The sequence below is a fragment of the Streptomyces sp. JH34 genome, from assembly GCF_029428875.1.
In the GTDB taxonomy this organism is placed as follows: domain Bacteria; phylum Actinomycetota; class Actinomycetes; order Streptomycetales; family Streptomycetaceae; genus Streptomyces.
On record NZ_JAJSOO010000001.1, the window covers coordinates 2,005,302 to 2,017,500 of the forward strand.

At 71.6% G+C, this 12,199-nt stretch carries 9 protein-coding genes; 2 read left to right on the top strand and 7 right to left on the bottom strand.

Features of this window, described 5'->3' with window-relative positions; all coding sequences use genetic code 11:
* Positions 1-7 precede the first annotated feature (7 nt).
* The gene (locus LWJ43_RS08625; protein WP_014153813.1) at positions 8-601 is read right to left on the bottom strand and encodes a hypothetical protein; all 594 of its coding nucleotides are present in this window, start codon (positions 599-601) and stop codon (positions 8-10) included.
* Between the two features lie 516 nt (positions 602-1,117).
* Here LWJ43_RS08625 and LWJ43_RS08630 point away from each other — a divergent pair.
* Positions 1,118-1,984, top strand: a complete 867-nt coding sequence (locus LWJ43_RS08630; RefSeq protein ID WP_277331710.1) for a methyltransferase domain-containing protein — start codon at positions 1,118-1,120, stop codon at positions 1,982-1,984.
* Between the two features lie 60 nt (positions 1,985-2,044).
* Here LWJ43_RS08630 and ffh read toward each other — a convergent pair whose 3' ends face one another.
* The 5 genes from ffh to nsdA all read right to left on the bottom strand — a co-directional run bounded on the left by ffh (position 2,045) and on the right by nsdA (position 9,812).
* Complete coding sequence (gene ffh, locus LWJ43_RS08635) at positions 2,045-3,592, bottom strand: signal recognition particle protein (protein WP_277331711.1); 1,548 nt, start codon at positions 3,590-3,592, stop codon at positions 2,045-2,047.
* 235 nt (positions 3,593-3,827) lie between these two features.
* A complete protein-coding gene (locus tag LWJ43_RS08640; protein ID WP_277331712.1) occupies positions 3,828-6,278 on the bottom strand; it encodes a [protein-PII] uridylyltransferase in 2,451 nt (816 codons plus the stop codon).
* Between the two features lie 32 nt (positions 6,279-6,310).
* A complete protein-coding gene (locus LWJ43_RS08645; protein WP_033304048.1) occupies positions 6,311-6,649 on the bottom strand; it encodes a P-II family nitrogen regulator in 339 nt (112 codons plus the stop codon).
* On the bottom strand, positions 6,646-7,998 hold the full coding sequence (locus tag LWJ43_RS08650; protein WP_277331713.1) for an ammonium transporter: 1,353 nt from the start codon (positions 7,996-7,998) through the stop codon (positions 6,646-6,648). The genes LWJ43_RS08645 and LWJ43_RS08650 overlap by 4 nt, the downstream gene beginning before the upstream one ends.
* Before the next feature lie 338 nt (positions 7,999-8,336).
* A complete protein-coding gene (gene nsdA, locus LWJ43_RS08655) occupies positions 8,337-9,812 on the bottom strand; it encodes a transcriptional repressor NsdA (protein ID WP_277331714.1) in 1,476 nt (491 codons plus the stop codon).
* A 440-nt stretch (positions 9,813-10,252) separates the two neighbouring features.
* Here nsdA and LWJ43_RS08660 point away from each other — a divergent pair, with 440 nt between their 5' ends.
* Positions 10,253-10,900 carry a bifunctional DNA primase/polymerase gene (locus LWJ43_RS08660; RefSeq protein WP_277331715.1) on the top strand — a complete coding sequence of 216 codons (648 nt, stop codon included), beginning with the start codon at positions 10,253-10,255 and terminating at the stop codon, positions 10,898-10,900.
* A gap of 64 nt (positions 10,901-10,964) precedes the next feature.
* Here the strand turns inward: LWJ43_RS08660 and ftsY are convergent, their stop codons facing one another.
* Positions 10,965-12,170 (bottom strand): signal recognition particle-docking protein FtsY, encoded by a 1,206-nt coding sequence (ftsY, locus tag LWJ43_RS08665; protein WP_277331716.1) that lies wholly within the window; start codon positions 12,168-12,170, stop codon positions 10,965-10,967.
* Positions 12,171-12,199: the final 29 nt, after the last annotated feature.

Genomic DNA, 12,199 nt, shown 5'->3' on the forward strand with positions numbered 1-12,199 from the left:
GATCGGGTCACCCCACCGCGACCGCCCCTTCCGGGATGCGGAAGGGCTTGCCGCAGCCACCGCAGACGATCGGGGCCTGGGCGAGGACCGACGGGACGACGCGGACGTTGCGCCCGCAGTCGCAGACGGCCTTGACCCGCACCCCTCCCCCGGACGAGCCGTGCCGTGCGGCGGGGCCGCGGAACGAGCGCTTGGTGTCCGCGGCGGTGGCGACGGTGTGCGCCTTGAGCGCCCGCTGAAGCCGCTCCGCCGTCGGGCGGTACCTGCGTTTGGCCTCGGGATTCAGCGTCACCAACGAGAATCCGCTGCTGGGGTGGGGCTCCTCGGCATGGTCGAGGCCCAGCTCCTCGGCGATCGCGAGGAAGCGTCGGTTGTGGTAGCGGCCGGCGCGGGAGGTGTCCCGGACACCTCTCGCGGCGGCGATGCCGTGGACTGCCTCATGGAGCAGCCGTTCGAAGGAGAGCTCGGCGCCACAGGCGGACGAGGACTCTCCGATCAGGGACTCTGGCGCGGCAAGATCGGGCAGCTCGGGGTGGTACCGCTGAATGTCGGCCCACGCCTGTGCCAGCTCTGCGGCAAGTACAGGTGGTGTCGTGCTCACGTCGTGACAACGAGCCTGAGTGCTCCGGTGTTCCTATTCCGGGGCATCCCAAATAATTTGCACGTACCAGTCAGTTGCCCTTGATGCGTCCGGACGAGGGCGGGTGCGCAGAACAGCGGAGAAGTCTCACAGCTCGCACCAAGCTGGTACGTAGCAGCGCGTACGCACCGGCGTGGACGGGCACCCCGCGGCCGACACTACCCGGCACGGAACGGAGGTCGCACACCCGTCGCTGCCAGGGGCGACGGCGCTCGACGTGCTGCGTCCCGTGTGTCGGGTAAGACTGTGAGGAAGCGGGCAGCGGGCGCGTTGTTCCCGGCGCCCGGACCGGACACGCGGCGCCGGGGGCGCACGACCGGAGCACGCAAGCAATGCCGCCCCACCCCGTCCGACCTCTGGACGGGACCGCCGATGCGGAGTTCTCTGACTTACGGGGGCTGTGGGCACACACAGCACATAGACATGGGGGACCTCACTCGGGCACGACCGACCTCACGGCGGATTGGGGCGCATTCCATGACACCTACGCTCGTCCGGCACCACAGGTACGCGGATTCCTCCGCTCCCGTGGACGCCGGTACCCGCGCCCGTGACTGGGCCGAGATCCAGGAGCGCATGCTGGCACCGCTGTACGAGGCGGTGTACGAGCGCCTCGAAGTCGGGGCCGGTACGCGGATGCTCTCCCTCGGCTGCGGTTCCGGGCTCGCGCTGCTGATCGCGGCCTCGCGCGGGGCGCGCGTCACCGGCGTCGACACCGACCGCGAGCGGCTCGCGCTCGCCCGTGAGCGCCTCGCCCCGTGCCCGGGAAACGACGCGGACCCCGGGCGCACGGATCGCCGGGCGAGGCTCGTGGACCGCGTCCCGGCGGCCGTGCCGGACGGGGAAGCCCCCTACAACCTGTTGACCTCCTTCCAGCCGATCGGCTGCGCGGCCGGGGACTCCGAGGGGCTCGCGCCCGCGCTGGCCTCCGCCGTACCGCTGGCCGTGCGCGGAGCCACGGTGGTGCTGGCCGGCTGGGGGCCGCCGGAGCGCTGCGCCACCGCGCCCGTGCTGAGGGTCGCGGCCAGGCTCACCGAGTCGGCGCGTGCGCCGCACTCCGGGAGCGGCTGGCGGCCGGCTCTGCGGGACGATCTGGAGGAGGTCGCCACACGGGCCGGGCTCAAGCCCGACGGTTCGGGACGGGTGTCCTGCCCGTTCGGCTACGCGGACGTGGAGAGCGCGGTGCGCGGCCTGCTGTCGACCGGGCTCTTCGACGCGGCGATCCGGGCCACGGACCGTACCCAGGTGGAGAAGGAGGTCGCCGAGGCCCTGCATCCGCATCTGCGGCCCGACGGCACGGTGTGGATGCCGAACGTCTTCCGCTACCTGGTGTGCGTGACCTGACGGGAACGCGAAGGGGCGCCCCGCCGGGCGGGGCGCCCCTTCGTCCGTGCACCGGGCCGGTCAGCCCATGAACTTCTTGAACTCGTCCGGCAGTTCGAAGTTCTTGTCCTCCTGTGCGGGCAGGTTGAACGCGCCGCCCTGGGCGGCCTGCTCGCGGCGCTCCGCGGCAGCCTGCTCCTCGGCCTTGCGCTTCATCGGGTTACCGCTCTTGCGCTTGCCCTTGGCCTGCTTGACCTGCTTCTTCTGACGGCCGGGGCCGCCACCCATGCCCGGCATCCCCGGCATCCCGGGCATGCCGCCGCCCTGGGCCATCTTCGACATCATCTTGCGGGCCTCGAAGAAGCGCTCCACGAGGTTCTTCACCGCGGACACCTCGACACCGGAGCCCTTGGCGATACGGGCCCTGCGCGAGCCGTTGATGATCGTCGGCTCGGAGCGTTCCTTCGGGGTCATCGACTTGATGATCGCGGCCGTGCGGTCCACGTCGCGCTCGTCGATGTTGTTGATCTGGTCCTTGATCTGCCCCATGCCGGGCAGCATCCCGAGCAGCTTGGAGATGGAGCCCATCTTCCTGACCTGCTCCATCTGCGCCAGGAAGTCGTCGAGCGTGAAGTCCTTGCCCTTGCTCGACGCCAGCTTGGAGGCCATTTTGGCGGCCTCTTCCTGGCTGAAGGTCTTCTCCGCCTGCTCGATCAGGGTGAGCAGGTCACCCATGTCGAGGATGCGGGACGCCATGCGGTCGGGGTGGAAGGCGTCGAAGTCCTCGAGCTTCTCACCGTTCGACGCGAACATGATCTGCTTGCCCGTGACGTGGGCGATCGACAGGGCGGCACCACCGCGGGCGTCACCGTCGAGCTTGGAGAGCACCACGCCGTCGAAGCCGACGCCGTCGCGGAAGGCCTCGGCGGTGTTGACCGCGTCCTGACCGATCATCGCGTCGACGACGAAGAGGATCTCGTCGGGGCTGACGGCGTCGCGGATGTCCGCGGCCTGCCGCATCAGCTCCTCGTCGATGCCAAGGCGGCCCGCGGTGTCGACGATGACGATGTCGTGGACCTTGGCCTTGGCGAACTCGATGGAGTCCTTGGCCACCGCGACCGGGTCACCGACGCCGTTGCCCGGCTCCGGCGCGTAGACCGCGACACCGGCGCGGTCCGCGACGACGCTCAGCTGGTTGACGGCGTTGGGGCGCTGGAGGTCACAGGCGACCAGCAGCGGGGAGTGGCCCTGGGCCTTGAGCCAGAGACCGAGCTTTCCGGCGAGGGTGGTCTTACCGGCGCCCTGCAGACCCGCGAGCATGATCACGGTGGGCGGGTTCTTGGCGAACCGCAGCCGCCGGGTCTCGCCGCCGAGGATGCCGACGAGCTCCTCGTTGACGATCTTGACGACCTGCTGGGCGGGGTTCAGCGCCTGGGAGACCTCGGCGCCGCGCGCCCGCTCCTTGATGTTGGCGATGAACGCGCGGACGACGGGGAGGGCGACGTCGGCCTCGAGCAGGGCGATACGGATCTCACGAGCCGTGGCGTCGATGTCGGCCTCGGACAAGCGGCCCTTGCCCCGGAGGTTCTTGAAAGTCGCGGCAAGGCGGTCGGAGAGAGTATCGAACACGGCGCTCGTCGGTCCTCAGGGTCGGGGGCGGGTGGGTATCGGTGTCTAGAGTATCCGGCCCGTGCAAACGCCGGCTCTCACCGGTCGCACTCGACCTGCAAGGGCTGGAATCCCCGCGGCGGTGGGGAGCACGTACCGACGCCGGGAGCGAACGCCGTGGACGCCGGAAAGTCCCCTGGAGCGGGGGGGAGGGACTCCCTCGGCCCAACGAGGTCGGCCACAGCGCGTCACGGCCTCACTTCAGCGCTTCCTCCAGCGTCCTCGCCAGTGCGGCCGCCTCCGCCTCCGGCAGTGGCGTACCGTCCTCGCGCGTGACGTAGACCGTGTCCACCGCGTTCGCCCCCAGCGTCGACACATGCGCGCTGCGTACGCGTACCGCGCTCCGCTCCAGCGCCCGTCCGATCCGGTGCAGCAGCCCTGGGGCGTCCTGCGCGCGGACCTCGATGACCGTGGCCAGACGTGAGCCCGCGGCCGCGACGGTCACCCTGGGGGGCGGGGCCTTCACCCCGCGCCGCCGCGGGTAGGCCGCCTCGCGTTCGGCGAGCCTGGCGCGGATGTCCAGGGAGCCGTCCAGCGCGCGTACGAGATCGGCGCGCAGCCGGGCGGCCTGCGGGAGAGAGCCGTACTCGGCGGCGACCCGCCAGCTGAGCACCAGCAGCCCGGCCGTCTCGCCCAGCTCGGTGGGCAGCTCGACGGCGCGCAGGTCTGCGGCCCGCACGGTGAGCCGGTGCAGGGCGAGGACCCCGGCCGCCGCCGGCAGGACCCCGGGGCGGTCGGGGAGGGCGATGAGGAGTTCAACGCCGACGGGTTCCGGTCCGCCGTCCTCGGAGGCCGGTTCGGGCCGGGTGTGCAGGGACAGGACGGGCTCGCCGGTGCGCAGGGCCTCGACAGCGAGGCGTTCCTGCTCGGCGCTGGGCGCGAGCGGCTCCGGCGCGGGGGGTTCCTCCCCTGCCAGGAGCGCGGCCACGCGTTTGACCAGGTCGGCGACGAGCGAGGCCCGCCAGGAGCTCCACGCGGCGGGTCCGGTGGCCAGTGCGTCTGCCTCGGTGAGCGCGTGCAGGAGTTCCAGGGTGGAGGCGCTGCCCACGGCCGCGGCGACGGAGCGGACGGTCGCGGGATCGTCGAGGTCGCGGCGGGTGGCGGTGTCGATGAGCAGCAGGTGGTGGCGCACGAGGGTGGCGACGACGCCCACGTCCTGCTTGTCGAAGCCGATGCGTGCGGCCATGTCACGGGCGATGACCTCGCCCGCGACGGAGTGGTCCCCGGGCCAGCCCTTGCCGATGTCGTGGAGCAGGGCGGCGATCAGCAGGAGGTCGGGACGGCCGACGCGGCGGGTGAGGTGGGACGCGCGGACGGCCGTCTCGACGAGGTGCCGGTCGACGGTCCAGGTGTGGACGGGATTGCGCTGCGGCCGGCAGTGGACCCGCTCCCAGTCGGGCAGCAGGCGGGTGATGATGCCTTCCGCTTCGAGCGCTTCCCAGACGCCGACGGTGGCTTCTCCGGCGCCCAGCAGGGTGACGAGCTCCTCGCGGGCCTGTGAGGGCCACGGGACGGGCAGCGGCTGGGCCGCGGTGCCCAGGTGGCGCACGAGGTGACGGGAGAGCGGCAGCCCGGCCTCCGCCGCCGCGGCGGCGGCCCTGAGGGTGAGCACGGGGTCGCGTTCGGGGCGGGCGGTGCGCGCGAGGACGACCTCACCGTCGGCCTCGACGACTCCCTCGGCGAGCGGGGTGCGTTCCGGCGCGGCCTTGGCGCCGCCGAGGAGCGTCCGCAGCCGGGGCCGTGCGGAGCGGGCGCGCAGCACGCGGTTGACCTCGCGCCAGGTGACGTCGGTGGCGTACGAGACCGTCCTGGCGGCCTCGTAGACCTGGCGCAGCAGGGCGTCGGCGTCGAGCAGCCCGAGGGCCCCGGCGACCTGGTCCTGCTCCTGCAGGGCGAGGCGGTCGGTGGCCCGGCCGGTGGTGAGGTGGAGCGCGTCGCGCGCGTCGAGGAGCGTGCGGCGGGCCTCCGCGAGCCCTTCGCGAGGGGCGTCCGCGACCCAGGACGCCGCGACGGCGCGCAGGGCGGTGGCGTCGCGGAGACCGCCGCGTGCCTCCTTGAGGTCGGGTTCCAGGAGGAACTGGAGCTCGCCCATGCGTTCGGCCCGTTCGCGGCAGAGTTCGTCGAGGGCGGGGAGGCGCTTGGGGGCCTGGTTGCGCCAGTCGGCGAGGACCGCGGTCCGCAGCCCGGCGACGAGGCCGAGGTCTCCGGCGACGGGGCGCGCGTCGAGCAGTCCGAGCTGGACCTTGAGGTCCTCCCCCGCGGTCCTGCGTGCCTCGCCGGGGGTGCGTACGGAGTGGTCGAGGGCGAGGCCGAGGTCCCAGACGGGATACCAGATCCCGTCCGCGAGCGCGGCGACCGCCGCGGCGTCGGCCGTGCCGTCGTGCAGGAGCAGGAGGTCGAGGTCGCTGCGCGGCGAGAGCTCGCCGCGGCCGTATCCGCCGACGGCGACGAGTGCGGCGCCGCGGACGCCCGCCCGCTCCGCGGCCTTGGCGAACAGCCCGGTGAGCCAGTCGTCGGTGAGCCGGGCGAGGGCGGCACGGCGCGGCGGCCCGGACCACGCCTCCTTCTGGAGGAGGCGCAGCCGGGCCGCCGCGTAGCCGCTGGGTCCCGAGTCCTCGGATTCGGTCATCACTTCGGTGCTCGTCACCCAGCTGCCCTTCCGTTCACATGGACCGTCGGTCAGAGTGCGTCCGGGCCGCGTTCGCCGGTGCGGACGCGGATCGCGGTGTCGACGGGGACGCTCCAGACCTTGCCGTCACCGATCTTGCCCGTACGGGCCGCCTTGACGACGACGTCGATGAGCTGTTCGGCGTCCTCGTCCTCGACGAGCACCTCGATACGGATCTTCGGGACGAGGTCGACGGTGTACTCGGCACCACGGTAGACCTCGGTGTGTCCGCGCTGACGCCCGTAACCGCTGGCTTCCGTGACCGTGAGGCCCTGGACGCCGAAGGCCTGGAGCGCCTCCTTGATCTCGTCCAGCCGGTGCGGCTTCACGACTGCGGTGATGAGCTTCATGCGTCCACCTTCTTGTTCGTCGGGGCTGCCGTGGTGCCGGGGGCCGGAGGCGTGGTGCGGCTCATGGAGCCGCCGCCGGCACCGCTGAAGTCGTACGCCGTCTCGGCGTGCTCGACCTGGTCGATGCCGGAGACCTCGTCGTCCTCGCCGACCCGCATCCCGATGGTCCTGTCGAGGATGAACGCCAGGGCCGCGGAGACGACCAGGGAGTAGGCGAGGACCGCGAAGACACCGACGGCCTGCTTGCCGAGCTGGTCGAGTCCGCCGCCGTAGAAGAGGCCCTTGGCGTCGGACTGCACACCACCGGTGGCGAAGAGGCCGACGAGGAGGGAGCCGAGGACACCGCCGACGAGGTGGACGCCGACGACGTCCAGGGAGTCGTCGTAACCGAACTTGTACTTGAGGCCCACGGCCATGGCGCACAGGACACCGGCGATGACGCCGATCGCGATGGCGCCGAGCGGGCTGACCGCACCGCCCGCGGGGGTGATGGCGACGAGGCCCGCGACGGCACCGGAGGCGGCACCGAGAGTGGTGAAGGAGCCGTGGCGGATCTTCTCGTAGGCGAGCCAGCCGAGGACCGCGGCACCGGTGGCGACCTGCGTGTTGACGAACATCACCGCGCCGACACCGTCGTCGTTGCCGAGCCAGGAGCCCGCGTTGAAGCCGAACCAGCCGAACCACAGGAGGGCCGCGCCGAGCATGACGAGCGGCAGGCTGTGCGGCCGCATCGGGTCCTTCTTGAAGCCCACCCGCTTGCCGATGACGAGGATCACGCCGAGGGCCGCCGCGCCGGCGTTGATGTGGACCGCCGTACCGCCGGCGAAGTCGATGACACCCAGCTCGAAGAGCCAGCCTCCGGCGCCCCAGACCCAGTGCGCGACCGGGAAGTAGACGACGGTGACCCACAGGGCGATGAACAGGGCCCAGGAGGTGAACTTGACCCGGTCGGCGAGGGCGCCGCTGATCAGGGCGGGGGTGAGGACGGCGAACATCATCTGGAAGACCGCGAAGACGTACACCGGGATGGTGTAGCCGTCCCAGAGTTCGGTGACGCCGATCCCGCTGAGGCCGACGAAGTCCGAGCTCCAGCCGATGACGGAACCGATGTCGGTGCCGAAGGCGAGGCTGAATCCGTAGAGGACCCACAGGACCGTGACGATCCCGAGGCTGATGAAGCTCATCATCAGCATGTTCAGGGTGCTCTTGACGCGGACCATGCCTCCGTAGAAGAAGGCGAGAGCCGGGGTCATGAGCATCACCAGCGCGGAGCAGATGAGCATGAACCCTGTGTTGGCGGCAGACAGCTGCGGGGCGTCTGCGGCAAGCGTCGTGATGCCTGGGGGCATCGGCGTCTCCTCGTCGTCGGTGCGGCCACGTGCGGGGGTGCGGGACCACGGTGAAAAGGTGCGGGCCGGTTATGCGCCATGAGAGTCGCGCAGCGCGGTTTCCACGGATGCCGCACGATGTTTCACCGCAGTGACGAAGGGACTCCGCGTGTTACGTACCGGTGAATCAGGGGTGTCGGGCCCGGTGCGCTGCCTACCATGCTGCCCGCGCCGCATACGGTGCGGTTGAAACGCCGGGAGACGCGAACCGGCCACGACGGCGACCCGCTGACCTGGCGATGGGGGAGCCGAGTCGGGTGGTACGGGGCGGCCGTCGTGGCCGGGGACTGTGGTGCCGGTCAGACCGCTTCCGCGGTCTCCGGGAGCTGCTCGGTGAGCAACTCGGTGAGCAGGGCGACCTCGGGAACGTCCCCGAAGTCCCTGGCAGCGGTGTCGACGGTCTTGCGGAGCCTGGTGTTGACGCGCTCCGACCGGACCTTCTTGGCGATCCTCAGGGCCCGGGTGGCGAGGACGGCCGACTCCTCCGGCTCGCGCTTGAGGAGGTGCACGGTGGCCATGCCGATCAGGTTGAGCGCGTAGGACCTCTGGTGCTCGTCGTCCTCGCCGAAGAGCTCGACCGCGCGGGCCATGACGGGCTCGGCGAGCGAGGCGTACGTGGGGCTGCGGCCGGCGACATAGGCGAGGTCACGGTAGGAGTGGGAGTTCTCGCCGTGCAGTTCGGCGTCGGAGAAGAAGCGGATCCAGTCGGGCTCGGGCTCGTCGTCGAGGAGGGCGTCGGCGAAGGTGTCCTCGGACATCCGGACGGCTCGTTTGCACTTGCTGGGCTGGCCCATGTTGGCGTAGGCGCGCGCCTCCATCGCATACAGCATGGCCTGGGTCCGGGCGGTGGCGCAGTCGCGGCTGCCGTACTGGGCGAGGTGGATGAGTTCGAGTGCGTCGTCCGGCCTGCCGAGGTGGATCATCTGGCGGCTCATGCTGGAGAGGATGTACGAGCCCAGCGGCTTGTCGCCCGCTTCCTTGGAGGCGTGCAGGGCGAGCACGAAGTACTTCTGGGCGGTGGGCTGGAGGCCGACGTCGTAGCTCATCCAGCCCGCGAGCTCGGCGAGTTCGGCGGCGCAGCGGAACAGGCGTCTCGCGGTCGCCCGGGGCTGCGGCTCCTGCAGCAGGTCGGTGACTTCGTGGAGCTGGCCGACGACGGCCTTGCGGCGCAGCCCCCCGCCGCACTGGGCGTCCCACTGGCGGAACATCGCCGTGGTCGATTCGAGCAGGTCCAGCTCGGGGCCGGAGAGCCGCGAGGGACGGCTCTCGGCGGTGGGCAGCTCGGGTTCCGCCTGCCCGGGGCGGTTGACGGGCGCCAGCCAGCGTTGCATGGGCTCGACGAGGGTGGGGCCGGCGGCCAGGGCGAGGGAGCTGCCGAGGAATCCGCGCCGGGCGAGCATGAGGTCGCTGCGGGAGAACTCGCTGAGCAGCGCGACGGTCTGCGGGCCCGCCCACGGCAGGTCGACCCCCGCCACCGAGGGTGCCTGGTGAGCCGCGCGCAGACCGAGGTCCTCGACGGAGACGACGGCGCCGAAGCGCTCGGAGAACAGCTCGGAGAGGATGCGCGGGATGGGTTCACGGGGCTGTTCTCCGTCCAGCCAGCGGCGCACCCGCGAGGTGTCGGTACTGATGTGGTGGGCACCCAGTTGGCGGGCCCGCCGGTTCACCTGGCGGGCGAGCTCACCCTTCGACCAGCCGCTGCGCACGAACCACGAACCCAACTGCCCGTTGGGACGCTTCCCGGCATTCGCCTCGCCTGCGCCGCTGCCACTCACTGGAACGCCCCCATCCCGCTGAAACCTGTCGCGCGAACCTCTATCAGAATGCCGCGCCTCGGCGCTGTCCGTACGGGCCTCGCGCACCATCGAACAGATCGGCGGATTGCCCGAGGCATACTCAACTGCAGATGCAATTGCAGGTTCGAGTACCCACGGTAATCCTACGATCACCGCTGCGGCGAGGGCAGTTGCGGAAACGCCACCATTCGCCACCCCTTCGGATGAACCCGATCGACACTGTCCGCGATTCACTTGACAGGCCGCGATCAGCAGCGAGCGGAGTGAAGCATTCAGGAGCGCGCGGTCCACATCGCGCCCCCTCGGACGCCACCCCGGTGCGCCGGCGGATCACCGGCACGCGAAGTGCGTCGGTACGACGTCGAGCGCCGAGGACTCCGGGTCGTAACCACCGGTGAGTCGAACCCGTTGGAGGGGGCATGGGCTTCACGATCGGCGGCATCCGGGAGATGCGGTCCGGCACACGGCGCCGCGGCCGTGCGGCCGGGGCGACCGCGGTGGCCGAGTACACAGGACTCTGGGGCTGGGCCGTGGCGCCGGGAGCGCGTGCGGCAGGAGGCGTCTGCTCGTGCGGCGACTCCGCCTGCGCCGCCCCCGGAGCGCATCCGCTGGACTTCGCCCGGGAGGTGCCGTCGGGCGCCACCCTGGAAACGGCGACGGACGCCTGGGCGGAGGTGCCCGGAGCCGCGCTGCTGCTTCCCGTGGGCCGGGCCTTCGACGTGCTCGACGTCGCCGAGGCGGCGGGCCGGCGCGCCCTGGTGCGGATGGAGCGCCTGGGACTGCCGCTGGGGCCGGTCGCGGTGACGCCGACCGGCCGCACCCAGTTCTTCGTCGCCCCGGGGGCAGCGGCCGGGCTGCCCGGGCTGCTCTACCGGATGGGCTGGGACGACGCCGATCTGGACCTGCGGGCGCTGGGCCCCGGCGCGTACGTCACCGCTCCCCCGTCCGATCTCGGGGGGCTGGGCCCGGTCCACTGGCTGCGTCCGCCGGATCCCGACACCGCCGCTGCTCCTCCGCAGGCCCGGCTACTGCTGGGCACCCTCGCCTACATATGCCACCGCTGGTGAACGCCGAAGGGCGGTGACCCCTCTCGGGTACACCGCCCTTCACGCCTGTGCGCGGGTGTGCCGGTCAGTCACCGATCAGCGCGTCGACGAAGGCGCCCGGCTCGAACGGCGCCAGGTCGTCCGGCCCCTCGCCGAGGCCGATGAGCTTCACGGGCACGCCCAGCTCGCGCTGGACGGCGATGACGATGCCGCCCTTGGCGGTGCCGTCCAGCTTGGTGAGGACGATTCCGGTGATGTCGACCACCTCGGCGAAGACACGTGCCTGGACGAGGCCGTTCTGCCCGGTCGTGGCATCGAGGACGAGCAGCACCTCGTCGAGCGGCCCGTGCTTCTCGACGACCCGCTTGACCTTGCCGAGCTCGTCCATCAGGCCGGTCTTCGTGTGCAGCCGGCCCGCGGTGTCGATGAGTACGACGTCGGCACCCTCGGCGATACCCTCCTTGACCGCGTCGAAGGCGATCGAGGCGGGGTCGCCGGCCTCGGGGCCACGCACCGTGCGGGCACCGACGCGCTCGCCCCAGGTCTGGAGCTGGTCGGCGGCGGCGGCGCGGAAGGTGTCCGCGGCGCCCAGCACGACGCTGCGGCCGTCGGCCACGAGCACCCGGGCGAGCTTGCCCGTCGTGGTCGTCTTGCCGGTGCCGTTGACCCCGACGACCATCACGACGCCGGGCGTCGTGGCGCCGCCCTCCGTCTTCACGGCGCGGTCGAGATCGGGACCGAGCAGGGCGACGAGCTCCTCGCGCAGCAGGGTGCGCAGCTCGTCGGGCGTACGGGTACCGAGGACGCGGACGCGCTCACGGAGCCGCTCCACCAGTTCCTGGGTGGGCGCGACGCCGACGTCGGCGGTGAGGAGGGTGTCCTCGATCTCCTCCCAGGTGTCCTCGTCGAGGTTGTCGCGGGACAGGAGGGTGAGCAGGCCCTTGCCCAGGGAGTTCTGCGAACGGGCGAGCCGGGCACGGAGCCGCACCAGGCGGCCCGCTGTGGGCTCGGGGACTTCGAGCTCGGGTACCTCCGGCTCGATGACGACGGGGGTTTCCTCGACGGGAGTCCCGGCGCCGGGGAGACCGACCTCCTCGATGGTGCGCCGCGCTTCGTCGCGCGGCGCCTCGGCTTCCTCGCCGACACGGGGCTCGGCGGGAGGAGTGATGGTCGGCGTGCTCGACGGCGCCGAGGGCGGCAGCTGCTTCTTCTTGCGGCTGCTGACCACGAGCCCGCTGATCAGGCCGACCGCGACCAGGGCGATGACTACAGCAAGGATGACGATTTCCATAACGCGTCCAGTATCGGCCACGGCCGCGG

Coding starts and splice junctions, on each gene's coding strand:
- ftsY (WP_277331716.1), bottom strand. CDS start 12,170: ATGGAAATCGTCATCCTTGCTGTAGTCATCGCCCTGGTCGCGGTCGGC.
- LWJ43_RS08650 (WP_277331713.1), bottom strand. CDS start 7,998: ATGCCCCCAGGCATCACGACGCTTGCCGCAGACGCCCCGCAGCTGTCT.
- LWJ43_RS08630 (WP_277331710.1), top strand. CDS start 1,118: ATGACACCTACGCTCGTCCGGCACCACAGGTACGCGGATTCCTCCGCT.
- LWJ43_RS08645 (WP_033304048.1), bottom strand. CDS start 6,649: ATGAAGCTCATCACCGCAGTCGTGAAGCCGCACCGGCTGGACGAGATC.
- LWJ43_RS08660 (WP_277331715.1), top strand. CDS start 10,253: ATGGGCTTCACGATCGGCGGCATCCGGGAGATGCGGTCCGGCACACGG.